The following is a 23,621-nucleotide window of genomic DNA, read 5'->3' as shown; positions in this document are numbered from 1 at the left end:
CTCCGCGGTTTCCTCCCTCGAGGCTTGTCCAACGCCTGCCCGCATGCGTCGTCGTGCGCTCACGCGTCGGCACACAAGGGCAGGCGTCGAACAAGCCTTAACAGTAGTAGCCGTTTTCTTCAGCAGCGTGTTAAAGGAAGAGACGTCTGTCGGCGTAATTGCGGGCGACTAAGGCGGTTTTGGGACTGTCATTTGCTGAACGCGAGAAGTGTCCGCTCGCCAACATCTGCCTGCGAACGGCAGCGAAGCGACCTGCAGCCTTCGCCGTCAAACGGGCGAGCGTCAGCTTTGGCCGACGTGGCGACCGGATCAGTCGGCGCGCGACCCGCAACGGTGGATCGGATTTGGTCCTTCGGTCGGCGGGGGGGGGGGTATGCCGGGAGAGGCGCAATTCGAGCATTCGGAGCGGGTCGCCGCACTGACATCCACCTGCCGATAACGCCTTTAGCTGGGTTGTGCCCGTAAATCGGAGGCTCTACATCTTTCGTTTTGCTTGCATTTTTCGTTCTTTATTGAGTCGCGTCGGCAACGGTTTTTTCATCTTTATTGTTTTCTTTTTTCTTTTTTTTGTGGGCAAACACGAGCGTGACCAGCAGGTTCAGGTCGAGTCTTCTGAGATTAACCACGGCAATACCTGACATATTGGGAATTCATTTCCAATATACCTCGGCGATGCCTATCGTGACTGTTTTCAGCCACGAAGGTCCCATCATGAACGTTTTCATCATCTATGCGCATCCCGAACCGAAATCGTTGAACGGTTCGCTGAAGGACTTCACTGTCCGCCATCTCGAACGCGCCGGCCATACGGTGCAGGCGTCCGATCTGTACGCGATGAACCGGAAAGCGTCGCTAGACGCACACGACACCAGCGAGCGTCACAGCGGCGAGCGCTTCGTCGCGTCGCTCGAATCGAAGCATGCGTTCGAGAACGGCCTGCAGAGCGAGGACATCGCGCGTGAGCACCACAGCGGAAACTGCAGGATCACCGCATCGGCCCACTTCAGCGTCTATGCGTACGGTCTCGCGTATGACGTCGGCGAGCATTCCGATGCGCGCTGGGGCGAGCGTTATGGCGAGGGCCGTTTCGCGGGCAAGCGCGCGATGCTGATCGTCACGACGGGCGACTGGGAGTCGCACTACAGCGCACGCGGCATCAACGGTCCGATCGACGACGTGCTGTTCCCGATCCAGCACGGTGTGCTGTATTACCCCGGCTTCGAGGTATTGCCGCCGTTCGTCGTCTATCGCACGAGCCGCGTCGACGATGCGAAGTATGCCGAGGTCAGCGAGGCGCTCGGGCGACGGCTCGACACGCTGTAGACGGCCGCGCCGATCGCGTTCCTGCCGCAGAACGGCGGCGCGTATGAGATTCCGGCGCTCACATTGCGGGACGATCCGGCGCCGGGGCGGGTGGGGTTTGCCGCGCACGTTGAAGATGCGGGCGCAGAGACGGCAACTGAAGCCGATGAAGCGACCAAAGCCTGACTGGATCGTATGTTTCGCTGAAATTTGGTTGTAAGTCGCCATTGCTACAGTCGTTCGCGGACATAGGCCGAGGCATGCTGGGGCGCTCTTCTTCGGATGCCTGACGAACGTAAGCAGCCGGAAGCAAGCGCAAGGGGCGACTCACCATGAATCCAGTCCATACGTTCTGGCTCATTCTGATGCTGATCGCATCGCCGGCGTGGGCGTTCCAGTCGCGCGTCGTCGCGATTCCGAGCGCGGCGATGCATCGTACGTTCGACGCAACCGTCGTGCTGCCCGATCGATACGCGCGTGGCAACCAGGCCGCGCGCTTTCCGGTCGTCTACGTGCTACATGGCTCGGGCGGCGATTACACGGACTGGACCGCGAATTCGCATATCGGCAAGCTCGCCGACCGCTATCACGTGATCCTCGTGATGCCCGACGGCGGCCGCGACAGCTGGTACATCGATAGCCCCGTCGATCCGCGCAGCCGCTACGAAACCTACGTGGGTACGGAAGTAGTGGCCTATATCGACAGCCATTTCCGCACGATCGCGACGAAGCAGGCGCGCGCTATCACGGGCTTGAGCATGGGCGGCTTCGGCGCGCTACGCATTGCGCTCGACCGGCCCGACGCTTTCGGCGCGGCGGGCAGCATCAGCGGTGCGGTGGACCCGCGCGGGAGCGAGGACGAGCCCGGCATCGAGCGGGTGTTCGGCGACCCGATGCAATATGCGGACTTCTGGAACAGCAAAGCGATCGTCGCGAGTGCGGAGGATTTCGGCCGCGACCATATCGCGCTGACGATCGATTGCGGCGTGAACGACTCGCTCGTGCAGTCGAACCGGCTGCTGCACGAGCGGCTCGTCGAACTCGGCGTGCCGCACGATTACGCCGAGCGGCCCGGCGGCCATACGTGGAAGTACTGGTCGAACGCGGTCAAATATCAGGTGCTGTTCTTTGCCGGCACGTTCAGGCAGGCGGCGCGCGAAATGCGTGACGCGCGGGCCGCGGCCGCGGCCTGACGGCGGACGGCTATCCGCGTCAATCGATTCCGTGAAACACCGCGTCGTCCGGTCCCAGGTAGACCGGCGGGCGCCACGCGGCATCGCGCATCGAATGCTGGACCTGTTTGTCGACACCGAGCAGCACCGCGAAAATCGCCATCCGCACCGGAATGCCGTTGTCGGTCTGCCGGAAAATCGCGAGCCGCGAATCGTGATTGAGGTCGGTGCTCAAATCGTTCGCGTCGGGCCGGCTGTCGCGCGGCAGCGGGTGCATGATCAGCGTTTCGGCGCCGCACACGCTATCGACGAGCGCCTGGTTGATCTGGAAGTCGGGCGTGTAGCCTTCGAACGATTCGTCGGTGAAGCGCTCCTTCTGGATGCGCGTCGCGTATACGACGTCGGCGCCGCGCAAGCCAGTGCGCAGGTCGTGCGTCTGTTCGATCACGTGAGCGTTGCGCGAAATCTGCTCGATGATATAGCCCGGCAATTCGAGCATCGGCGGCGAAATCAGCGTGAACTTGATGCCGCGATAGAGCGCCAGCAGCTTCACGAGCGAATGCACGGTACGTCCGTACTTGAGGTCGCCGACCAGCGCGATGTGCGCGCCGTCGACGATCTTGCCGAGCCGCGAAAACTCGCGCTGGATCGTGTAGAGATCGAGCAGCGCCTGGCTTGGATGCTCGCCGGGACCGTCGCCGCCGTTGATCACCGGCACGTTGGTCGCGCGCGCGAATTCGGCCACCGAGCCTTGCTCCGGATGGCGGATCACCAGCGCGTCGACATAGCCGCTCATCACCCGGCTCGTGTCGTAGATCGATTCTCCCTTCGCCATCGACGAAAACGTGAAGCCGGTCGTGTCGCACACCGAGCCGCCGAGCCGGCAGAACGCCGCGCCGAAGCTCACACGGGTACGCGTGCTCGCCTCGAAGAACAGATTGCCGAGCACCGCGCCTTCGAGCACGCGCGAGATTTTGCGGCGCCGGGCGATCGGCTGCATGATGTCGGCGACGCGAAAGAGCGCCTCGACCGAGTCGCGCGAAAACTGATCGACCGACAGCAGCTGCGGCTTGCCCTCGAACAGAATCTGGCTTGCGAGCGATTGCGAGTCTACGCTTTGCGTATATCCTTCGCCCGGCTCCGTGTTCGCGACGATCTCCGACACGAAACGCTCGACGATTTCCGGCATCGCCCGCGATTCCTGCGAGTCGTCCGGCAGCAGCCACGTATCCAGCGCCCGGCGCGACACGCCGATGCGGTTAGCGAACGTATCGCGCGTCATGTTCAGGCGACGCATCGCATCGCGTAGGAAGGCTTGTTGCGGAACGCTCATGAGGGCACCTGTCGCAAAAGTGGGGTCGGCGGGAGTAAGGCAGCAAAACGCGTTGATGTACGCGGTGCGTATATTAGTTTCCGGCGCGTAGAAGTCAAGCGTTTTCCTTCGCGAGGGTTCGTCGGCCCTCGCAGGACGGCATCGTCGCGCATTTCAGCGCGCTCGCGGACGCGAGCGTGCATCCGCGAATTCAGGCGATCAAGGATTGCGCCGGTTCGCTCGACACGACGCTCGCGCTGATTCGCGACGGCCGTCTGCAAGTGCTCGCGGGCAACGACCTCGAGCTCTTCTCGACGGTGTGCGCGGGTGGAAGCGGGGCGATCGCGGCGTCGGCGCATTGGCGGCCCGAGCGTTTCGTCGCGCTTTATCGCGCGTTGACGCAGGACAAGCTCGACGAAGGACGACGCATTTTTCACGCGCTCGTGCCGCAGATCCAACTCGCGTTCGCGGAACCGAATCCCGCGCCGGTGAAGGCGCTGCTCGCGGCGAGGGGATGGGTGCGCAACGAATTGCGTTTGCCGATGACGCGTGCGAGCGAGGCGTTGACCGAACGGCTCGCGGCGTTGGGGGAGACGCTGCTCAGATAGAGACGCCGCTTGCGGCCATCGTTCTGCCGCGAAGCATTGCGCCGAAGTCGTCGGCGTTGATCGGCTTGCCGAGCAGGTAGCCCTGCACTTCGTCGCACATCATCGAGCACAGCTTGTCGAGTTGCGATTGGGTTTCGACGCCTTCGGCGACCACGTCCATTTCGAGCGAGTGCGCGAGCGCGATGATCGCCGACACGATTGCGCTGCCCGCGGCGCCGTTCGCGTCGAGACCGTTGATGAAGAAGCGATCGATCTTCAACTGCTTCACCTGGAAGCGCTGCAGATACGCGAGGCTCGAATAGCCGGTGCCGAAGTCGTCGATCGAGATGTCGAAGCCGCTCGCCTGAAACGCGCGGATTACTTCGACGGTGCGCGCGGCATCCTGCATCGCTACGGTCTCGGTGATCTCGAACATGATCTGCTCGCACGCGACGTCCTCGCTCCTGACGATGTCGAGGATCGTCTCGACGAGGTCCGGTTGCAACAGCTGACGCGGCGACAGGTTGATCGCCACCTTCATCGCCGGCAGGCCCTGTCCGATCCAGCCGCGAATGCGCCGGCAGGTTTCACGCACGACCCAGTAGCCGATCTGCACGATCTGCCCGGAGCGCTCGGCGACCGGGATGAACTCGGCCGGCATCAGCGCGCCCATCTCCGGATCGTGCAGGCGGATCAGCGCCTCGGCGCCCGCGAGCGCGTCGCCGCCGCGCTGAAACTTCGGCTGGAACAGCAGCGAGAAACGATCATTCGCGAAGGCGTCGTGCAGCACTTGCTGGATCCGCAGCGTGCGCGTGGCGGCCTCGTTCATGCTGCGCTCGAAGAAGCGGTAGGTGCCGCGGCCGGCGCGCTTCGCTTCGTACATCGCGGCGTCCGCGTGCTGGAGCAGCGTCTCGACGCTGTCGCCGTCGCGCGGATAGAGCGCAATGCCGATGCTCGGCATCACCTGCAGCGGTTGTTCGTCGCTCCACGTGCCCTGGCGCATCCGGTGAAGCACGCCGTCGGCGAGCGCGGCCGCGTCGTCGCCGCACGTAAGATGTTCAGTGAGCACGACGAACTCGTCGCCGCCGAGCCGCGCGACGGTGTCGCTCGAACGCACGCATTGCTGCAGGCGTTGCGCGAATGCGGACAGCACCGCGTCGCCAGCCGAGTGACCGAGCGAATCGTTGATCGTCTTGAAGCCGTCGAGATCCATGAACAGCACCGCGAACGACGTACGCTGGCGGCGCGCGCCGCTGATCGCGCGTTCGATCCGCTCGGTCAGCGTCGCGCGGTTCGGCAGGCCCGTCAGCGCGTCGAGCGTCGCGAGCCGCACGATCTGGCCGTTCAGCCGCGACACCGCGCCGAGCAGGAAGGTGGTGCGCACGTCGAAGCGCGACAGCATCAGCGTGACGATCAGCACCGCGAACGTGAGCAGGACCACCGAGGTGGCGAGCCATTGCGCATTCATGTCGTTGGCCGCGCCGCAGATCGCGCCCGGCGCGAAGTCGGCGGCGGCCATGCCGGTGTAGTGCATGCCGCTGATCGCGACGCCCATCACCAGCGCCGCGGCGAGACGTTTGCGCGCGATATGGCGCTCGTCTTCGTTGCTGAGCGCGCGCGCCATCCACAGCGCGGCGCTCGACGCACCGATCGCGATCGCGATCGAGGTCGCGAACCATGCCGGCTGGTAGTGGATCGCGGGCGCCATGCGCAGCGCCGCCATTCCGGTGTAATGCATGCCGGCGATAGCGATCCCCATCGCCACGCCGCCCATCAGCAGCCGGACCGGCGTCAGGCGCTGCTGGGTCGTCAGCGAGAGCGCCAGATACGAAGCGCCGATCGCGAGGGCCAGCGAGCAGGCGGTCGTCGCCGGGTCGTAGCCGAGCGGGATAGGCAGCGAGAACGCGAGCATCGCGACGAAGTGCATCGACCAGATGCCGACACCGAGCGCGAACGCGCCGCCGAGCCGCCATGCATGCCGCCGGCGCGTCGAGCCGAGCAGGAAGATGCGGCCCGTCAGATCGAGCGCGGTGTACGACGCGAGGGTCGCGACCGCGAACGAAATCGCGACGAGCCAGAAATTATATGAACTCTGCATATTGGGTCCGCCGGGAGGAGTCCGGCTGGACATGTTATCGGCACTTTTCGAACTTTGTTCAACTTATTTGCGATTTGCGAACAGAAGCAAAACCGGCGCGCGGACGGCGGCGGATGCCGCGCTGGAACGCGTGTCGGATTGCGAGTCACGCTATGCATCGGAGCGTGGATCGGACGGCGGATCGGCGTCCTCGCGGCTCAGCGGGAAGCCTTCGTCCAGCCAGCCGGTGACGCCGCCCGCCATCAGCTTGACGGGCCGCCCCAACTGGGCGAGCCGCAGTGCGCCGCGCGCCGCGCCGTTGCAGTGCGGGCCCGCGCAGTAGGTGACGAACAGCGTGTCCGGCGCATAAGCCGCGAGCTTCGACGTGACGATCTTGCCGTGCGGCAGATTCAGTGCGCCCGGCACGTGGCCCTGCGCGAACAGCGCGGGACTGCGCACGTCGAGCAGCACGAAGCCGGGCGCTCCACTCGCGAGCGCGGCGTGGACGTCGGTGCAATCGGTTTCGAAGCGCAGCGACGCCTGGAAGTGCGCGAGCGCGGCGGCGCTGTCGGCGGCGGGGATCGCGGTGACGGCGTTCGGGACGGTGGTGAGGTTGTCGTGAGTCATGGCAAACGGGGGTGAGTTGATCGGGTGGTGGGGCTCGCGCGTTTCAGGCACGGTCGATTGTGACGAGCGGCGGGTCGCCCGGTAAGTGGCGTGATCGTCAATCTTCGGTAATATTGCGCCATGCACAATCATCTCGTCGTCGCGCTGGCCTACGACCGGCTTTGCACCTTCGAATTCGGCTGCGTGACCGAACTGTTCGCACTCGAGCGTCCCGAACTCGGCGTGCCGTGGTATCGCTTCGCGGTCTGTGCGAGCGAGCCCGGTCCGATCCGCGCGGCGGGCGGCATCACGCTGGCCGCGCCCTACACGCTGAAGCTGCTCGCGAGCGCCGATACGATCGTGATTCCGGGTTGGCGCGATGCCGACGAGGTGCCGCCGGCCGCGCTGCTGCGCAAGCTTCGCGCGGCTTACGAGCGCGGCGCGCGGCTCTGCTCGATCTGCTCGGGCGTGTTCGTGCTCGCGGCGGCCGGCGTGCTCGACGGCAAGACCGTGACGACCCACTGGCGCTACGCGGACAAGTTGCAGCAGCGCTATCCGCAACTGCGTGTGCAGCCCGACGCGCTGTATGTCGATGAAGGGCAGGTGATCACGTCGGCGGGATCGGCGGCCGGGCTCGACATGCTGCTGCATCTGGTGCGGCGCGATCATGGCGGCGCGGTCGCGAATCGCGTTGCGCAACGGCTCGTGGTGCCGCCGCATCGCGAGGGTGGCCAGGCGCAGTTCGTGCCGCGCCCGATGCCGCCCGACGAAAGCGGACGTATCGCGAAGCTGATGGACTGGGTGCGCAGCCATGCGGCCGAGCCGCATACGCTGCGCTCGCTCGCCGGGCGCGCGGCGATGAGCCCGCGCACGCTGCAACGGCAGTTCCGCGACGCGACCGGCATGGCGCCTTATGAATGGCTCGTCAGAGAGCGCGTCGCGCTTGCGCGTGAGTTGCTCGAAGCCGCGACGCCGCTGCCGATGGCGCGCGTCGCCGAGCTGGCGGGGTTCGGGTCGGAGGAGTCGTTGCGGCGGCATTTTCGCCGGATCGCGTTGACGAGTCCGGGGGCGTATCGGCGCAGGTTCGGTGGGGAGGGGTGAGTCCAGCAGATCGTAAGCACAATGGATGCGACACATTGATGACGTTGGACATGTATTCGAACCAACATAGCGCGTTCGTCAGCAACAGGAGCGCGGTCGCGTTGAACGCCAACAACGACGCATAGAACTCGAAGTTCGAGCCTGTCGAGCACGCCCACTGGCGATACCCGTAGGCAAGCAGCCCGCCGATCGCCACTGCCGCGACAAGCAACGACAGCCACCTCACTGCATCCGGGTTGAACGCGCATTGAATTCGCGGCACGCCCCGAGGTCACAGCAGCAGGCACGGAGCTCACGTCGAGCTTGCCCATTCAACGGAACCCGCTATGTCCGATATCGCAAAGATCATCGCCAACTTCAACGCCGGGCGAGACCCCGAACGACTCGCGATGAAATACAAAGCCATGCGCGGCTCGCCGTTCGTGTTTCTGCGCGGCACCTGCCATCTGTTCTATGCGCGTCTGCCGCGCGCGAACGTACTCGACGACGCGCCGCACGTGTGGATCTGCGGCGACATGCACCTCGAAAATTTCGGCAGCTACAAGGGCGACAATCGCCTCGTCTACTTCGACAACAACGACTTCGACGAAGCCTGTCTCGCGCCGGTTCCGTACGAGCTCGTGCGTCTGTTGACGAGCGTGCTGGTCGGCGCGGCCAACCTGAAGCTGAGCCGCGCTGAAGCGCTCGCGCTGTGCCACACCGCGCTCGATGCCTACGGCGCCGCGCTCGCGTACGGCAAGTCGCGCTGGATCGAAGCGGAGACCGCGACCGGCATGGTGCGCGATCTGTTCGTCGCGCTCGTGAGCCGCACGCGCGCCGCGCATCTGGACCGTCGCACGGTGCTCAAGGGCAAAACGCGCATGCTGAAGGTCGACGGCAAGAAAGCGCTGCCCGTCAGCGATGAACGGCGTGCCGCGGTCGCGCAGTTCATGCAGCAGTTCGCGGTGACGGAGCCGAATCCCGAGTTCTACCGCACGCTAGATGTCGCGCGCCGCATTGCGGGGACGGGCAGCCTCGGTGTCGATCGCTATGTGATTCTGGTCGAGGGCAAGGGCTCGCCCGATGGCAACTACCTGATCGATTTGAAAGAGGCGCTGCCGTCATCGGTGAGTGCGCACGTGACGGCGACGCAGCCGAAGTGGCAGACCGAGGCACAGCGTGTCGTCGAAGTGCAGCGGCGCAATCAGGCGGTCTCGCAGGCCTTTTTGCACGCGGTGGAATTCAACCAGCGCTCCTATGTGCTGCGGAGCTTGCAGCCATCGGAAGATCGCGTCGCGCTTGCCGACTGGGACGGCAAGCTGCCGCGGCTCGAGGCAGTGATCAACAGCATGGCCGAGTTGAGCGCGTGGGCGCATCTGCGCAGCGGAGGGCGGCAGAAGTCGGCGATCGCGGACGATCTGATCGCGTTTGGCAGTCGGCGCGATTGGCAACTGCCGTTGATCGATCTGGCGACGCAGTGTGAGGCGCAGGTCGCGGCGGACTGGAAGGCTTATTGCGAAGCTTATGATCGGGGAACCTTCGAGACGAGTGGCACGGGCAACTGAAGCGTTGCATTGGAGGGCCGGCGCGGGCGTCAGGGCTGCGGACGGCGTCGCGGTGATCGGCGGCGATCGATGACGATCGGGGAAGTTGCGCGGGCCATGACCGCTCGCGATTGACGAAGCGGGAAGCGGAGCAGGATCACGTGTGCGCGGGCCGTACGAGCCGCGCGGCGAAAGTCGCGTTGTCTCATACGTGCCCCAGCACCTTCCACCAAAGCGGCCCAACGACCAGCCAGGCCACCATGTAAAACAGGCTCATCAAAAATCCCGCCTTCCACCATTCGCCCTGGGTAACGTAGCCCGCGCCGAACATGACGGGACCGGAGCCGATGCCATATTGCGTCAGGCAGCCATTCACATTGCTCAGAATCCCGAGCGAGACTGCGGCGACGAAGGGCGGGATACCGGCGGCGACCATCAGTGCCATGGAGAGCGGAAACAGCGCGCTGATATGCGCGGTGGCGCTGGCGAAAAAGTAGTGAATGTAAACGTAGATCGCCGCCACCATCATATAGACCGCCAGCATCGGAAAGCCCGCGAGATGCGCGCCGAATTCCTTGCCGAACCAGCTCACCATGCCATATTCGTTGAGCTTGGAGGCCAGCATGATGAGCAGGCCGATCCAGATCATCGTGTCCCAGGCGGACTTCTCGTTCAGCGCGTCCTGCCAGGTCAGCACGCCGCTGATGAACAGCAACGAAACGCCGATCGCCGCCGCGAGCGTCGCGCCGACGCCGAGATCGTCGCCGAACACCCACAGCACCAGCAAGCCGACGAAGATGCACGCCATGATGATTTCTTTGACCGAGATGGGCCCCATCGTCGTGAGCTCTCGTTGCGCGAGGTCGGTGGCATCGGGGGTGTGTCTGACCTGCGGCGGGGCGATCCACAGCATGGCGATCGGAATCACGGCGAGGCACAGCAGACCGGGGATCGACGCCGCCAACGCCCAGTCGAGCCAGCTGATCGACACGCCCTGGTCCGCGGCCAGCCTGACCGCCAGCGGATTGCCCGCCATCGCCGTGATGAACATGCCCGCCGTGATGATGTTCGCGTGGAAGGCGCAGAGAATCAGGTAGCGTCCCACCTTCACGCGTGATTCCGGATCGTCGGCGTGACTGCCCAGCACTTCGGAAATGGCTCGCGTGATCGGCAACATCACGCCGCCCGCGCGCGCGGTGATGCTCGGCATCGCGGGGGAGATCACGAGTTCGGTCAACACGAGCCCGTAGCCGAGCCCCGTCGTTCGCTTTCCCAGCAATCGCATGAACAGAAGCGCGATCCGGCGGCCAAGGCCGGTCTTGATCACGCCGCGTGAAATGAAAAACGCGAGCATCACGAGCCATACGAGGTCGGTGCCGGTGGATTTGGTGACGTCGGCAAACGACAGAACGCCGACGAGCACGCCAATGGTCGAGCCGATGATGGCAACCACCGACATCGGCAGCGGGGCGGTCATGATGCCGGCAATGGTCGCGACGAACACGGCGAACATATGCCACGCCTTCGACTGGAGTCCGGCGGGCGCGGGCAGAAACCACAGCGCGACGCCGACCGCGATCGGTACCAGATATTTCCAGACGCCGGCCGGCAGTCCGACCGAGGGCTTCGGCGTGGCGGGAGGCGAGCTGGTGGGCCGTGAAACCTTGGCAGGTGTAGGAGCCATGATGGACCTCGTGCCGGCGTGGTTGGGTATTTTCGGAGTGCGCGGGAAGGCGTCACCGCACGTGGAGCACGCTTTCCGTCGCGTCCTTGACGATGCGCGCGCTACCGAGCAAGGTCTCGCGCTCGATAGGGTCGAGTTCCGGATAGGCGATCAACCGCGCGCCCGCGCCATTGACGACCATTGGCAGCGACACGCACACGTCCGGTACGCCTTCCACTTCGGGCTGGACGATGCCAACCGTGAGAATCAGATCGGTGTCGTGCACGATGGCCTCGCAGATCCTTCCTATCGCGCTGGCGATGCCGTAATGGGTGGCGCCTTTGCCTTCCTTGATGAGCTTCGCCGCCTCGTGGACGGAGCGCAGGATCAGATCCCTGCTGGCGGGGCCCAGCTCCTTGCCGTTCCGCGTCAGGAAGGTTTCGAGGGGCATGCCGCAGACCGTTGCGGCGGACCACTGGATCACGGCCGATTCGCCGTGCTCGCCGAGCACATAGGCGTGAATCGCGGAGGCCACCACGCCGAGCCGCTCGGACAGCAGGGAGCGCAGCCGCCCGGTATCGAGCGAGGTTCCCGTGCTGATGACGCGCTCGCGCTCGCAACGCAATTGGTCGTAAACGGCGCCGGTCAGCACGTCGCATGGGTTGGTCGCGATCAGATAGATGGCGTCGGGCGCGAGCGGCGCGATCCGCCCGACGATTTCGGTCGCGATGTCCGCATTGGTTCTGGCAAGGTGCAGGCGAGTCTCGCCGGGTTTGACGCCGGCGCCGGCCGTGATCACGACGATGTCGGCGTCACGCGCGTCTTCGTAGTCCCCTGCGCGAAAACGGCTGTGCCCCCAGAATGCCGCGGCGTGGGCGAGATCGAGAACCTGTCCCTCAGCGCGCACCCGCGCGACATCGATGATGACGACTTTCGCGCTCGGAATGGCCAACGCCACGAACAGGGCTGCCGATCCCCCGACCAGCCCCGCGCCGACGATAACGATCTTGGCCTGCCGCATAGCGAACCTCGTCAAGTTCGGGCTTCAGCCCCCTCGAAGCATAGTCGCATGCGCGCGTTTGCCATCAATCGGACCTTGGTCCTACACGGCCGCGGCGCGTTTTTTCACGCGGTCCGCTCAACCCATTGACTCCGCCAATCCGGGGCCTCGAACGGATCAGCAAAATACTGCGTCTCGTGGACGACCTTGCCTTCGCGGAACTCCATCACGCTGACCGTGTAAGCGATGCGCCCCTGATAGTTGATCGTGTACTCGGTGATCCACAGATTGCCCTCGCCTTGAATTCGCCTGATCGCGAAACCCGATGGCTTGCCGGGATGATGGCCGCGCAGAGCCTGCAAATTGGTTCGTCCATGAATTCGCTCGCCTGATTGGGGATAGTCGCAGATCGCATCGTCGGCGTAGATAGCGTGTTCGGCGTCGAGATCGCCGTCCGCCGACGCTCGCCAGTGTGCGTTCAAGGCTTCACGTATCGCTTGTTCGTTCATGGAGTGCCTCCAGAGTCGGGTGTTGCAGTCGACCAACCGCGCGTTGCCGTCGCGTTGAAATTTCGCCGCCAGCGCATAGTCTGCGCCATAAAATCCCTGGCCCCACCCTTGCTGCAAGTACTCCCCCGGACGTGCAAAAAATGTCTGGCGCCTGCAGGGATTGCTCGCCGAGTAGTCCGGTCATTCGGACTGCCGGCCGGCACGCGCGGGCCGGGACATCCGCTTGCCGTCTCCTTTGTTGCGAAGTCTCTGCAGAGAAGGCGAGCGCTCGGTGAGCATTGGCGACATCTGTTGCTCCGCCCGCCGCGCGCCGGCGAACTGCTGCCTGAATTCAACCGGCGTCACGTCCTTGGCGGCTTTGAATTGCCGGTTGAAATTCGCGACGTTCGCGAATCCGGAGCGCGTCGCAATGACGGAAATCGGCGCTTGCGTATCGGTCAACATCCGGCATGCGTGGCCGATTCGTACGCGCGTCACGTAGCGCCCGACGCTCTCGCCAAGATGCTGCGTGAAATGCCGCGTCAACGAGCGCTCGGAAAGCCCCGACGCCTTGGCCAGCGCGGAAAGCCGAAGCGGATGCGCGAACTGTGTTTCGATCAACGCGAGCACGCGATTGATCTGATCGGATTCGTGGCCAGTCGGCGTGCCGGTTCGCGCGTCGAATGCGCTTGGGGACGCGAGCGGCGTGGCGGGGAGCGCCGACAGCAGATCCAGTACATCGAGCGCCGCCTGCAAGCGTTCGCGCGGTTTGTCGGACAGCAGGCGGTCGAGGTGTTCGCGCATGCGTGTGCCGGCACCGTCTTCGAACGCGAGGCCGCAGGCCGCTCTGCGCAACAGGTCGCAAAGTCCGTTGTATTCGGGGCAGACATCGGCGAGTCGCCGCACCCACGCGCCGTCGAACCATACGACGATCGCGACCTGCGGGTGCGCCGCGTCGATCGAACGGTTCGAGGCCCACGTGTGCGGCAGATTCGGGGGCACCAGCACCAGATCGTCCATGCCGTAGGTCGCGACGGAGTCTCCGATGTACCGCTTGCCCTGACTGTTCATCGTCAGCGTCAGCTCGTACTCGGGATGGTTGTGCCATTCGAAAGGGATGCGGGGCAGCCGGCGGTGGTAAACCCTGACCGAACAGTCCCGGCCAAAATCCACATGTTCAAAAGCGGCTTTCATGTCCGAAATCGTCAAATCTTTGACCGGATAGTATCACGCAGGCGGCGATCGTTCGCGTACGCTTCAAGCATCAGAAACCACATGGAGACGATGCCATGGCCTTGCAAATCGACGACCTGCCGGCAGCCATCCGTCAAGCGAAGCGCCAACTGCGCGCGATGCTGCCGAACTACCGCGACGTGTTCGCCGACGTCGAAGCGGCGATGACGAAGGAGGCGGAGCGAATCGCGACGCTGCGTGAGCGCGGCGAGCCGGTCATTCCGGAAATCCAGTTCGCCGACATCGTGGCGAACCGGGTCACCGACGAGCAGATCGCGCTCGTCAAAGCGCGCGGCGCCTGTGTGATCCGCAAGGTGTTCGGCCGGTCGCTCGTCGAGCAATGGGATCAGGACATCGCCGACTACGTCGAGCGCAACGACCTCGACGCAAAGCTGCAGAATCGCGCGGAAGACAAGTACTTTGGGCAGCTCGCCTCGAGCAAGCCGCAAATCTACGGTGTGTACTGGTCGAAACCGCAGGTGCTCGCGCGGCAATCGACCGAGCTCACGCAGGCCCGCGTGTTCCTGAACCGGCTGTGGCGCACCGAAAGCGAAGGGCGCGTGCATTTCGATCCGAACCATGTGCCGGTGTATGCGGACCGCCTGCGCCGTCGGCCGCCCGGATCGGAATCGCTCGGGTTGTCGGCGCATTGCGATGGCGGTTCGGTGGAGCGCTGGATCGAGCCGAACTTCCGCAAGGTCTATCGCCACGTGTTCTCGGGCTACTGGCGCGACTACGATCCGTTCGACGCCGCGTGGCGAACCGAAGTCGAGGAGATCGCATCGCCGGCCGTCTGCTCGATGTTCCGCACGTTTCAAGGCTGGACCGCGCTGACGCCGCAGGGTCCCGGCGACGGCACGCTGCAGTTGGTGCCGATGGCGAACTCGATGGTCTATATCCTGTTGCGCGCGCTTCAGGATGATGTCGCCGAAGACGATCTGTGCGGAGCGCTGCCGGGGCGCGCGCTGTCGATCAAGTCCGACTATCACGCGCCGCTGTTTCATGCGCTGTCGTCGATTCCGCTGATGCAGGCGGGCGACACCGTGTTCTGGCATAGCGACGTCATTCACGCGGTCGAGGACGCGCATCGCGGCAACGGCTATAGCAACGTGATGTATATCGCTTCGCTGCCGGGCTGCGCGAAGAACGATGCGTATCTGAAGCGGCAACTGCCGGGCTTTCTCGAAGGCAGGAGCCCGCCGGATTTTCCGGCCGATCATTTCGAAGTCGATTTCGTCGGCCGCGCCACGCCAGACGATCTCACCGAGCTTGGCCGTGCGCAAATGGGCTTCGACTTGTGACCGGAACGGGCATGGCCGCGTCTGGATCGGGAGCGGAACTTGCTGCGTCTTCAGCATGGCAACGACCTAAGGAGGACCGGCCATGGCAACCACACCGAACAAGGACGAAAACCCGATCCGCCCGGATCAGTCCGACGTCGTGCAGACGGATCTGCCCGACCTCGGTCCATCGCAGGACCCGGATGAGCCGCCGCTCGATCCCGACATCGACCCCGATCGCGAGGACGACAAGCCATAGACGAGCGCATTCGCCCGATAAAAAGAATCGAAGTGAAATGCGGGCGGAGCGCGCGGCGCGACTGGTCGACACCGAGGGACCCGAGAACGCGGTGCGCTGATGCCAAAGAGAAACGTTTGAGCGCGGCGTGTCCCTGAGCCGCTACAACTGACTCTCGATCGCGGCTTTATCGATGACCGACCAGACTTGCCGGATCTTGCCGTCACCAAACTCGTAGAAGACGTTCTCGGAAAACTCCACCCGTTTTCCTTGCACGGGAAGCCCAAGTAACGTGCCGATGGGTGTGCAGTCAAAATGCAATCGGCTTGCGATATGTGGCGGCTCGCAAACCAGCATCTGAATCTCGAAGTGCAGGTCGGGAATGTCGCGGAAGTCTCTTTCCAGCATCTCGCGATAGCCCGACAAACCGATTCGTTGGCCGTTGTACTTCACGTCTTCGCCAACGAAGTCTCGCAGCTTTGACCAGTCCTGCGTGTTCAGGCAGGCGATATAGCCGCGGTAGAGTTCCGACAGATTGAATTCGCTCATCGCAATCGTCTTCCATGCTTCAGTGGATAAGCCGATTGTCGGCGATCCGAGACTTTGCGTTGCACGGCTGCCAGGGATTTTCGTCGGAAGCCGTAACTATCCGTTGCAGTGAACACCCCCGATGCGCGCCGCATCACCCTCGCACGCATGCCAGAAACCCCTCCAGACAAACCCGGATTGCTGCGCCGATTTCCCCGCTGCTATCGTTCGCTGGACAGTGTGGAAGCGCTTCCACTTAAGCGTTCACAGCAAGTTCGAACGCCAGCGCCTCGAGCTCCACCACACCCGGTTCAACGACCTCATCGGCAGGAGAGAATCCGTGGTAAACGACGCATCCGCAGTCATCGACGCCGCCCGTCCAACCGCTCACGGCGACCCGCATTCCGATCCATTCACACCGCCCGCCGATTCGTCGCTGTGGCGCCAGGATTTCCTGCTCGGCGCGGCCACCGCGTCGTATCAGATCGAAGGCGCGGTCAACGAAGACGGCCGCCTGCCGTCGATCTGGGACACGTTCTCGGCCACACCGGGCAAGGTATTGGCCGGCGACACCGGCGCCGTCGCGTGCGATCACTATCATCGCTGGGAACAGGACGTCGACCTGCTCGCGGGCCTCGGCCTCGAAGCGTACCGGCTGTCGACCGCATGGCCGCGTGTGATGGACGAAAACGGCACGCCGAACCGCAAGGGGCTCGACTTCTACAAGCGCCTGCTCGGACGGCTCAAAGAGAAGAACATCACGACTTTCGTCACGCTTTATCACTGGGATCTGCCTCAGCATCTCGAGGATCGCGGCGGCTGGCTCAATCGCGAAACCGCGTACCGTTTCGTCGATTACGCGGATCTGATGAGCCGCGAGCTGCACGGCCTCGTCGATGCGTGGGCGACGCTCAACGAGCCGTGGTGTTCGGCGTACCTCGGCTACGGCAACGGCCATCACGCGCCGGGACTCTCGAACCTGCGCTTCGCCGCGCAGGCCATGCATCATCTGCTGCTCGCGCACGGTCTCGCGATTCCGGTGCTGCGCGCGAACGATCCGCGCTCGCACAAGGGCATCGTCGCGAATGTCGGGCGCGGCACGCCGAATAGCGACAGCGCCGCCGACCGTCGCGCGGCCGAGCTGTTCGAAGTTCAGCACAACGCGTGGATTCTCGATCCGCTGTTCAAGGGCGAGTATCCGCAAGACCTGTTCGAGTTGTGGCCGGGCAGCGAGCCGCTCGTGCTCGAAGGCGACATGCAGACGATCAATACGCCGCTCGATTTTCTCGGCATCAACTATTATTTCCGCACCAACGTGGCGAGCGATGGTGGACACGGTTTCAAGGACGTGCCGCTCGAGGGTGTCGAGCGCACGCAGATGGGCTGGGAGGTTTACCCTGACGGTCTTCGCGATCTGTTGACCGGTTTCAGGGATACCTATGCCAATCTGCCGCCGATCTACATCACCGAGAACGGCATGGCATCGGACGACAAGGTGATCGACGGCCGCGTCGAGGACACGCAGCGCATCTCGTTCCTGAAGCGCCATCTCGCCGCGGTCGATCAGGCGATCAAGGCGGGCGTCGACGTGCGCGGCTATTTCCTGTGGTCGCTGATGGACAACTTCGAGTGGGCTTTCGGCTATGAGCGGCGCTTCGGCATCGTGCACGTCGACTACCAAACGCAGAAGCGTACCGTCAAGCGCAGCGCGGAGCTGGTGTCGAAATTCCTCGAAGATCGCAACGCGCAAGCGCAATAAACACAATTAAAACGACGCAGCAACGATGTAAAGCCGGGTGGAGCTGGAAGGTATTTCGACTTGACACACGGGCACTCAGCCTGGAGGAGACGGAATGAACAGCAACAGAATGGTCTTGCGAGGCGTAGTTGCGGCACTGGCGCTGTATGGCGTCGTCGCGCATGCGGAACCGCTCAAGGCTAACGTGATTCACTGGTGGACCTCGGGCGGCGAGTCGGCCGCGATTCGGCAGTTTGCCGTCGCGTACGACAAGGCCGGCGGCCAATGGGTCGACAACGCAGTCGCCGGCGGAGATCAGGCGCGTGCCACCGCGATCAACCGGATCGTCGGCGGCGATCCACCCACCGCCGCCCAGTTCAATACGTCGAAGCAGTTTCACGATCTGATCGACCAGGGACTCCTGAATAACGTCGACGACGTCGCCGCGAAAGAAAACTGGAACGGCATTTTCCCGCAGTCGATTCTCGACAGTATCCGCGTGAAGGGCCATTTCTACGCGGCGCCGGTCGACATTCATATGCCCGCGTGGTTCTTCTACTCGAAGCCGGTGTTCCAGAAAGCGGGCATCGCGAGCGAGCCCAAAAGCTACGACGAATTCATCGCCGATCTCGGCAAGCTGAAGAGCGCGGGCGTGATTCCGCTCGCGTTCGGCGGCCAGCCGTGGCAGGAGAAGATCACGTTCGATGCGGTGCTCGCCGATGTGGGCGGCCCGGACCTGTATATGAAGGTCTATCGCGATCACGATCAGAACGCGGTGAACTCCGATGCGTTCAAGAAGGTGCTCGTGTCGTTCAAGCGGCTGCACGATTTCGTCGATCCGGGCTCGCCCGGCCGCAACTGGAACGACGCGACCGCGCTCGTGACTTCGGGCAAGGCCGGCGTTCAGATCATGGGCGACTGGGCGAAGGGCGAGTTCGTCGCGGCGAATCAAACGGCGGGCAAGGACTTCGGCTGCTTCCCGGGCTTCGGTCCGCGTTCGCCGTATCTGGTCGCGGGCGACGTCTTCGTGTTTCCGAAGACTGACAGCGCGTCGGCGATCAAGGCGCAGAATCTGCTCGCCACGGTGATGACCTCGCCGTCCGCGCAGGTCGCGTTCAGCGCGAAGAAGGGCTCGATTCCGATCCGGTCTGACGTCGACGAAAGCAGCCTCGACGTCTGCGCCAAGGAGGGCATCGCGATCATGAAGGACAAGTCGCGCCAGTTGCCAAATCCGGAAATGCTGCTGTCGCCCGATATGCAGGGTGCGCTGACTGACGTCGTGACGAACTTCTGGAACAAGAACGAGTCCGTCGACGACGCGCAGAAAGCGTTCGCCAGCGCGTTGAAGGGCTAGGCCTCGCCGTGCACGCGCTCAAGCTGCCAGCCGAGGGTTCGAAACCACAGGGCAAGCCGCACCCCAAACCGCGAAACAAGCCGCTGAACCGGCGGTTTTCGATCGCGGTCTGGCTGGCCTTGCTGCCGATGCTCCTGACCGTCGTGTTCACGTACCTGGGCACGATGGTCTGGACCGCGCGCGTGTCGCTCAGCAATTCGCACACGTTTCCGTCGCACGACTTCGTGGGCTTCACGCAGTACGTGCGGCTCTTTCACAACGACCGCTGGTTGACGTCGCTGCAGAACATCGTGATCTATGGCGCGTGTTTCATCATCGCGTGCATGGTGATCGGCTTGCTGCTGGCGATCTTTATCGATCAGCGCGTGGTCGCGGAAGGCGCGTTGCGCACGGTGTTTCTGTATCCGTACGCGATGTCGTTCGTCGCGACCGGGCTCGTGTGGCAATGGATCCTGAATCCCGCGCTCGGTGCGCAGCAGGTGCTGCGCAACCTCGGCTTCGCGCATGCGCGCTTCGACTGGATCGTCGATCAGGACTGGGTCATCTACACGATCGTGATCGCGACCGTGTGGCAAGCTTCGGGCCTCGTGATGGCGCTGTTGCTCGCGGGCCTGCGCGGCATCGACGAAGAGTTGTGGAAAGCCGCGCGCGTCGACGGCATTCCACGCTGGCGCGTGTACGCGAGCATCGTGGTGCCGATGCTCGGACCGTCGATCTCGACCGCGTTCGTGCTGCTGTTCGTGATGGTCGTGAAGCTGTACGACGCGGTCGTCGCGATGACGCAGGGCGGCCCCGGCACCGCGAGCGAAGTGCCGGCCAAATTCATCATGGACTATCTGTTCGGGCGCGCGAACATCGGCCTTGCGTCGGCTGCATCGATCGTGCTGCTCGCGACGGTGCTGGCGGTTCTCGCGCCGTTCTTCTATGCGCGCAGCCGCGCGGCGCTGCGCGGGGAGAGAGGATGAACACGCTCGATTCCACGCTCAAAGGCGGCATGCCGCATCGCGCGCGCACGCGGCCCCGCCGCTCGGCGTTCTCGCCGGCGCGCCTGGGCATCTACGCGTTTCTGCTCACCGCGGCGGTGTTCTTTCTGCTGCCGCTCTACGTGATGCTGGTCACGTCGGTCAAACCGATGAGCGAGATCCGCCTCGGCAATCTGCTCGGCTTGCCGATGCATTTCACGCTCGACGCGTGGAGCGCCGCATGGCAGTCGGCCTGCACCGGGCTCGATTGCAACGGCATTCGCGTCGGCTTCTGGAACTCGGTGCGTATCGTCGTGCCTAGCACGGTGCTGTCGATCATGGTCGGCGCGGTGAATGGCTACGCGCTGTCGTTCTGGCGGCCGCGCGGCGCGGGTCTGCTGTTCGGCGTGCTGCTCGTCGGCGCGTTCATTCCAGTGCAGGTAATGATCTATCCGCTCGTGCGCGTGCTCGCGAGCGTGCATCTGTTCAGCTCGCTGCCGGGCATCGTGCTGATCCATACGATGTTCGGCATGCCGGTGATGACGCTGCTGTTCCGCAACTACTACGCGTCGATTCCGCAGGAGCTGTTCAAGGCCGCGCGCATCGACGGCGGCAGCTTCTGGCGCATCTTCTTTCAACTGATGCTGCCGATGTCGACGCCGATCATCGTCGTCGCGCTGATCATGCAGGTCACGAACATCTGGAACGACTTCATTCTGGGCCTCGTGTTCGCTGGCACGAAGAATCTACCGATGACGGTGCAGTTGAACAACATCATCAACACGACGACCGGCGAGCGGCTCTACAACGTCAATATGGCGGCGACGATCCTGACGTCGCTGGTGCCGCTCGCGGTTTATTTCATTTCGGGCCGCTGGTTCGTGCGCGGCATTGCGTCGGGCGCCGTCAAGGGGTAGGGCATGGCAAACATGGCTAATACGATCGATGCGGCCGGCGTGCCGGGTGCAAGCGCTGACGCTGACTCCGACGCCGCGGCGCTCACGCATCCCGCCAATGTGGCGGTCCGCAATCTGACGATTCGCCTCGGTTCGAACACGGTGATCGAGAACCTCGATCTCGACGTGCTCGCCGGTGAGTTCGTCGTGCTGCTGGGGCCGTCGGGTTGCGGCAAGTCCACGCTGCTGCACAGCATCGCGGGATTGATCGATGTCAGCGACGGCAGCATCGAGATCGCCGGCGAAGACATGACGTGGGCCGATCCGAAGGATCGCCGCATCGCGCTGGTGTTCCAGTCGTACGCGTTGTATCCGACCATGAGCGTCGAGCGCAACCTGTCGTTCGCGCTGCGCATCAACGGCACGCCGAAGGCGGAAATCGCGCGGCGTGTCGCCCGCGCGTCGGAGATGCTGCAACTGGGGCCGCTGCTCAAGCGCAAGCCGTCGCAGTTGTCGGGCGGACAGCGGCAGCGCGTCGCGATCGGCCGCGCGATCGTGCGCGAGGCCGACGTGTTCCTGTTCGACGAGCCGCTGTCGAACCTCGACGCGAAGCTGCGCACCGAACTGCGCCGCGAACTGAAGCAGCTGCATCACAGCCTGGGCGCGACGATGATCTACGTGACGCACGACCAGGTCGAGGCGATGACGCTCGCGACGCGCATGGCCGTGATGCGCGGCGGCGTGATCCAGCAGTTCGGCACGCCGGCCGAGGTCTATGCGCGGCCGAACAATCTGTTCGTGGCGACCTTCCTCGGCTCGCCGGCGATGAATCTGCTGAGGGGCACGCTCGAGACGCGCGACGGCGCGCTTCACTTTTGCACTGCGCAGGTGCGGATCGACGTCTCGGCGTACGCGTTCAAGGGGGCGCCCTCGCAGGGCGTGCGCTGCGTGCTCGGCGTGCGCGCCGAAGACGTGCATATCACGGAAGGCGCCAGCGAGCGCGCGAAAGTTTCGCTGATGGAGCCGATGGGCAACCACCGCGTGATTTGGCTCGACTATCATGGCGAACAGATCGCGTCGATCGATCAGACCAAAGCGCCGATTGCGGAGGGTGACACCGTGGCGTTCTCGTTCGACGCCGCGCATGTCTCGCTATTCGACGAAGCGAGCGGCGCGCGCTTATAACGCCGCGGCGCGTCACGCGCGAAGCGGCTCGTCGAGACAGGCTTGATGGAGAACCGCGTGGCAACACTCAAGGACGTCGCGGAACTGGCCGGCGTGGGCATGTCGACTGCCTCACGAGCCATTTCCGGCAAGGGACCGATTTCCGCCGATGCCGCGGCGCGCGTGAAGGCGGCGATCGAGGCGCTGAATTTCCGCCCGTCGTCGATCGGCCGGGCGATGGCGACGCAGCAGCTCGGCATCATCGGCATCTTCGTGCCGACCTTCTTTGGTTCCTACTACGGCACGATCCTGAAGCAGACCGACACCGAGCTGCGCGCGGTGGGGCGCCATGTCGTGGTCGCGACCGGTTGCGGCGAGGTGTCGCCGCGCGAGCAGGCGATCGAGGCAGTGCGCTTTTTGATCGGCCGCGATTGCGATGGCGTGGTCGTGATCAGCCACGATCTGCACGACGAAGACCTGATCATGCTGCATGGCATGCATCCGAAGATGGTGTTCCTGAATCGCGCGTTCGAGCAGTTGCCCGAGGCGTCGTTCAGCGCGGATCATCGGCGCGGCGGCGAACTCGCGGCGCGCACGCTGCTCGATCACGGGCATCGCGACATCGCGGTGATTTCCGGGCCCGCTACCGCATCGGACAACGTGATGCGGATCGACGGCTTTTTCGCCGAGCTCGCGCGAGCCGGCATTGCGCGCGACGACGTCACGCTGATCGAATCCGACTTTTCGCCCGAAGGCGGCTACGCGGCCGCGCAGAAGCTGCTCGAGACGCAGCGGCGCGTGACCGGCCTGTTCTGCGCGAACGACACGATGGCGGTCAGCGTGCTCGCGCGCTTTCACCAGGCGGGCATTTCGGTGCCGCACGACATCTCCGTGATCAGCTACGACGACGACTACTCGGCCGCCTACGCGGCGCCCGGGCTCACGTCGGTGCATATTCCAACCGGGGAACTTACGCAAAACGCGGTGCGCTGGCTCATCAACCAGTGTTACGGCACCAACTGGGAGATCTTGCGCGAGTTTCCGCTCAGCGTGACGATGCGCGAATCGGTCGGGCCAGCGCCGATGCCGAAGAAAAATACGCGCGGCGCAAAGCGGTAGAAGGGTTTGCCTAATCGTGGCGGTGTGATGCCTGGCGCGCGGACGGGCGCGGTGGCCGCCTATTGGCGTTTTCACTTACGCATCGACGATCTTTTTAAGGCTCCCGTAATCCTGCGCAACAGTGCTTTGCGGTTTTTTCTCATTAAACTTACTTCAAATTTCTTTACACTTCCCGGTAACAAGTTGTTACGGGGTGAGTGTGATGCTGGTCATCTTTCTGATCGCCTGTCCGATCTGCATTGCTGCGCTGTTCGGTTTCGCGCGCCATGTGGACCCGC

At 63.9% G+C, this 23,621-nt stretch carries 21 protein-coding genes and 1 pseudogene; 13 read left to right on the top strand and 9 right to left on the bottom strand.

Annotation, left to right across the window (positions count from 1 at the left end; translation table 11 throughout):
- Positions 1–509 precede the first annotated feature (509 nt).
- A complete protein-coding gene (locus HWY30_RS42505; RefSeq protein WP_260321389.1) occupies positions 510–641 on the bottom strand; it encodes a hypothetical protein in 132 nt (43 codons plus the stop codon).
- Between the two features lie 70 nt (positions 642–711).
- Here HWY30_RS42505 and HWY30_RS21710 point away from each other — a divergent pair, with 70 nt between their 5' ends.
- Positions 712–1,323 (top strand): NAD(P)H-dependent oxidoreductase, encoded by a 612-nt coding sequence (locus HWY30_RS21710; RefSeq protein WP_425199392.1) that lies wholly within the window; start codon positions 712–714, stop codon positions 1,321–1,323.
- A gap of 311 nt (positions 1,324–1,634) precedes the next feature.
- Positions 1,635–2,495, top strand: coding sequence for an alpha/beta hydrolase (locus tag HWY30_RS21705; protein WP_090806436.1), 861 nt, complete (start codon positions 1,635–1,637; stop codon positions 2,493–2,495).
- A gap of 19 nt (positions 2,496–2,514) precedes the next feature.
- On the opposite strand, the gene HWY30_RS21700 is transcribed toward HWY30_RS21705, so the two are convergent.
- Positions 2,515–3,807 carry an aspartate carbamoyltransferase gene (locus tag HWY30_RS21700; protein ID WP_090806434.1) on the bottom strand — a complete coding sequence of 431 codons (1,293 nt, stop codon included), beginning with the start codon at positions 3,805–3,807 and terminating at the stop codon, positions 2,515–2,517.
- Positions 3,808–3,929: 122 nt separating this feature from the next.
- Here HWY30_RS21700 and HWY30_RS21695 point away from each other — a divergent pair.
- A pseudogene (locus HWY30_RS21695) lies at positions 3,930–4,394 on the top strand (dihydrodipicolinate synthase family protein); the annotation flags it as partial.
- On the opposite strand, the gene HWY30_RS21690 reads toward HWY30_RS21695, so the two are convergent.
- Positions 4,387–6,471, bottom strand: coding sequence for a putative bifunctional diguanylate cyclase/phosphodiesterase (locus HWY30_RS21690; protein ID WP_090806432.1), 2,085 nt, complete (start codon positions 6,469–6,471; stop codon positions 4,387–4,389). The pseudogene HWY30_RS21695 and the gene HWY30_RS21690 sit on opposite strands and share 8 nt — an antisense overlap.
- A gap of 150 nt (positions 6,472–6,621) precedes the next feature.
- Positions 6,622–7,077, bottom strand: a complete 456-nt coding sequence (locus HWY30_RS21685; protein WP_090806430.1) for a rhodanese-like domain-containing protein — start codon at positions 7,075–7,077, stop codon at positions 6,622–6,624.
- Between the two features lie 120 nt (positions 7,078–7,197).
- Here HWY30_RS21685 and ftrA point away from each other — a divergent pair, with 120 nt between their 5' ends.
- Both ftrA and HWY30_RS21675 read left to right on the top strand, forming a co-directional pair.
- Positions 7,198–8,157 carry a transcriptional regulator FtrA gene (gene ftrA / locus HWY30_RS21680; protein ID WP_090806428.1) on the top strand — a complete coding sequence of 320 codons (960 nt, stop codon included), beginning with the start codon at positions 7,198–7,200 and terminating at the stop codon, positions 8,155–8,157.
- 326 nt (positions 8,158–8,483) lie between these two features.
- On the top strand, positions 8,484–9,701 hold the full coding sequence (locus tag HWY30_RS21675; protein WP_090806426.1) for a DUF2252 domain-containing protein: 1,218 nt from the start codon (positions 8,484–8,486) through the stop codon (positions 9,699–9,701).
- 184 nt (positions 9,702–9,885) lie between these two features.
- Here HWY30_RS21675 and HWY30_RS21670 read toward each other — a convergent pair whose 3' ends face one another.
- The 4 genes from HWY30_RS21670 to HWY30_RS21655 form a co-directional block, all read right to left on the bottom strand.
- Positions 9,886–11,364: a DASS family sodium-coupled anion symporter gene (locus HWY30_RS21670; protein WP_090806424.1), complete on the bottom strand. Its 1,479-nt coding sequence runs from the start codon at positions 11,362–11,364 to the stop codon at positions 9,886–9,888.
- A 52-nt stretch (positions 11,365–11,416) separates the two neighbouring features.
- Complete coding sequence (locus HWY30_RS21665; RefSeq protein ID WP_090806422.1) at positions 11,417–12,364, bottom strand: lactate/malate family dehydrogenase; 948 nt, start codon at positions 12,362–12,364, stop codon at positions 11,417–11,419.
- Between the two features lie 104 nt (positions 12,365–12,468).
- A complete protein-coding gene (locus HWY30_RS21660) occupies positions 12,469–12,852 on the bottom strand; it encodes a nuclear transport factor 2 family protein (protein WP_090810122.1) in 384 nt (127 codons plus the stop codon).
- 180 nt (positions 12,853–13,032) lie between these two features.
- On the bottom strand, positions 13,033–14,025 hold the full coding sequence (locus HWY30_RS21655) for a helix-turn-helix domain-containing protein (RefSeq protein ID WP_090810120.1): 993 nt from the start codon (positions 14,023–14,025) through the stop codon (positions 13,033–13,035).
- 95 nt (positions 14,026–14,120) lie between these two features.
- Between HWY30_RS21655 and HWY30_RS21650 the strand changes: the two genes are divergently transcribed.
- Both HWY30_RS21650 and HWY30_RS21645 read left to right on the top strand, forming a co-directional pair.
- Positions 14,121–15,365 carry a DUF1479 domain-containing protein gene (locus tag HWY30_RS21650; RefSeq protein ID WP_090806420.1) on the top strand — a complete coding sequence of 415 codons (1,245 nt, stop codon included), beginning with the start codon at positions 14,121–14,123 and terminating at the stop codon, positions 15,363–15,365.
- Between the two features lie 82 nt (positions 15,366–15,447).
- Positions 15,448–15,603: a hypothetical protein gene (locus tag HWY30_RS21645; protein ID WP_167368690.1), complete on the top strand. Its 156-nt coding sequence runs from the start codon at positions 15,448–15,450 to the stop codon at positions 15,601–15,603.
- A gap of 141 nt (positions 15,604–15,744) precedes the next feature.
- Here the strand turns inward: HWY30_RS21645 and HWY30_RS21640 are convergent, their stop codons facing one another.
- Positions 15,745–16,131 (bottom strand): ester cyclase, encoded by a 387-nt coding sequence (locus HWY30_RS21640; RefSeq protein WP_090806418.1) that lies wholly within the window; start codon positions 16,129–16,131, stop codon positions 15,745–15,747.
- 319 nt (positions 16,132–16,450) lie between these two features.
- Between HWY30_RS21640 and HWY30_RS21635 the strand changes: the two genes are divergently transcribed.
- From HWY30_RS21635 to HWY30_RS21610, 6 genes are all read left to right on the top strand, one after another.
- On the top strand, positions 16,451–17,869 hold the full coding sequence (locus HWY30_RS21635; protein WP_090810118.1) for a GH1 family beta-glucosidase: 1,419 nt from the start codon (positions 16,451–16,453) through the stop codon (positions 17,867–17,869).
- 94 nt (positions 17,870–17,963) lie between these two features.
- On the top strand, positions 17,964–19,202 hold the full coding sequence (locus HWY30_RS21630; RefSeq protein ID WP_090806416.1) for an ABC transporter substrate-binding protein: 1,239 nt from the start codon (positions 17,964–17,966) through the stop codon (positions 19,200–19,202).
- Between the two features lie 8 nt (positions 19,203–19,210).
- Positions 19,211–20,167 carry a carbohydrate ABC transporter permease gene (locus HWY30_RS21625; RefSeq protein ID WP_090806414.1) on the top strand — a complete coding sequence of 319 codons (957 nt, stop codon included), beginning with the start codon at positions 19,211–19,213 and terminating at the stop codon, positions 20,165–20,167.
- The gene (locus tag HWY30_RS21620; RefSeq protein ID WP_090806412.1) at positions 20,164–21,081 is read left to right on the top strand and encodes a carbohydrate ABC transporter permease; all 918 of its coding nucleotides are present in this window, start codon (positions 20,164–20,166) and stop codon (positions 21,079–21,081) included. Before HWY30_RS21625 ends, HWY30_RS21620 begins: the two co-directional genes overlap by 4 nt.
- 3 nt (positions 21,082–21,084) lie before the next feature.
- A complete protein-coding gene (locus HWY30_RS21615) occupies positions 21,085–22,245 on the top strand; it encodes an ABC transporter ATP-binding protein (RefSeq protein ID WP_090806410.1) in 1,161 nt (386 codons plus the stop codon).
- A 45-nt stretch (positions 22,246–22,290) separates the two neighbouring features.
- Positions 22,291–23,343, top strand: a complete 1,053-nt coding sequence (locus HWY30_RS21610) for a LacI family DNA-binding transcriptional regulator (protein ID WP_090806408.1) — start codon at positions 22,291–22,293, stop codon at positions 23,341–23,343.
- Positions 23,344–23,621: the final 278 nt, after the last annotated feature.

The sequence above is a fragment of the Paraburkholderia tuberum STM678 genome (assembly GCF_902833905.1).
In the GTDB taxonomy this organism is placed as follows: Bacteria; Pseudomonadota; Gammaproteobacteria; order Burkholderiales; family Burkholderiaceae; genus Paraburkholderia; species Paraburkholderia tuberum.
This window is presented reverse-complemented; position numbering and strand designations above follow the sequence as displayed.

Excerpts from the sequence above, each read along its gene's own strand:
- HWY30_RS42505 (WP_260321389.1), bottom strand. The coding sequence starts at position 641 with ATGTCAGGTATTGCCGTGGTTAATCTCAGAAGACTCGACCTGAACCTG.
- HWY30_RS21710 (WP_425199392.1), top strand. The coding sequence starts at position 712 with ATGAACGTTTTCATCATCTATGCGCATCCCGAACCGAAATCGTTGAAC.
- HWY30_RS21705 (WP_090806436.1), top strand. The coding sequence starts at position 1,635 with ATGAATCCAGTCCATACGTTCTGGCTCATTCTGATGCTGATCGCATCG.
- HWY30_RS21700 (WP_090806434.1), bottom strand. The coding sequence starts at position 3,807 with ATGAGCGTTCCGCAACAAGCCTTCCTACGCGATGCGATGCGTCGCCTG.
- HWY30_RS21690 (WP_090806432.1), bottom strand. The coding sequence starts at position 6,471 with ATGCAGAGTTCATATAATTTCTGGCTCGTCGCGATTTCGTTCGCGGTC.
- HWY30_RS21685 (WP_090806430.1), bottom strand. The coding sequence starts at position 7,077 with ATGACTCACGACAACCTCACCACCGTCCCGAACGCCGTCACCGCGATC.
- ftrA (WP_090806428.1), top strand. The coding sequence starts at position 7,198 with ATGCACAATCATCTCGTCGTCGCGCTGGCCTACGACCGGCTTTGCACC.
- HWY30_RS21675 (WP_090806426.1), top strand. The coding sequence starts at position 8,484 with ATGTCCGATATCGCAAAGATCATCGCCAACTTCAACGCCGGGCGAGAC.
- HWY30_RS21670 (WP_090806424.1), bottom strand. The coding sequence starts at position 11,364 with ATGGCTCCTACACCTGCCAAGGTTTCACGGCCCACCAGCTCGCCTCCC.
- HWY30_RS21665 (WP_090806422.1), bottom strand. The coding sequence starts at position 12,364 with ATGCGGCAGGCCAAGATCGTTATCGTCGGCGCGGGGCTGGTCGGGGGA.
- HWY30_RS21660 (WP_090810122.1), bottom strand. The coding sequence starts at position 12,852 with ATGAACGAACAAGCGATACGTGAAGCCTTGAACGCACACTGGCGAGCG.
- HWY30_RS21655 (WP_090810120.1), bottom strand. The coding sequence starts at position 14,025 with ATGAAAGCCGCTTTTGAACATGTGGATTTTGGCCGGGACTGTTCGGTC.
- HWY30_RS21650 (WP_090806420.1), top strand. The coding sequence starts at position 14,121 with ATGGCCTTGCAAATCGACGACCTGCCGGCAGCCATCCGTCAAGCGAAG.
- HWY30_RS21645 (WP_167368690.1), top strand. The coding sequence starts at position 15,448 with ATGGCAACCACACCGAACAAGGACGAAAACCCGATCCGCCCGGATCAG.
- HWY30_RS21640 (WP_090806418.1), bottom strand. The coding sequence starts at position 16,131 with ATGAGCGAATTCAATCTGTCGGAACTCTACCGCGGCTATATCGCCTGC.
- HWY30_RS21630 (WP_090806416.1), top strand. The coding sequence starts at position 17,964 with ATGAACAGCAACAGAATGGTCTTGCGAGGCGTAGTTGCGGCACTGGCG.
- HWY30_RS21620 (WP_090806412.1), top strand. The coding sequence starts at position 20,164 with ATGAACACGCTCGATTCCACGCTCAAAGGCGGCATGCCGCATCGCGCG.
- HWY30_RS21615 (WP_090806410.1), top strand. The coding sequence starts at position 21,085 with ATGGCAAACATGGCTAATACGATCGATGCGGCCGGCGTGCCGGGTGCA.
- HWY30_RS21610 (WP_090806408.1), top strand. The coding sequence starts at position 22,291 with ATGGAGAACCGCGTGGCAACACTCAAGGACGTCGCGGAACTGGCCGGC.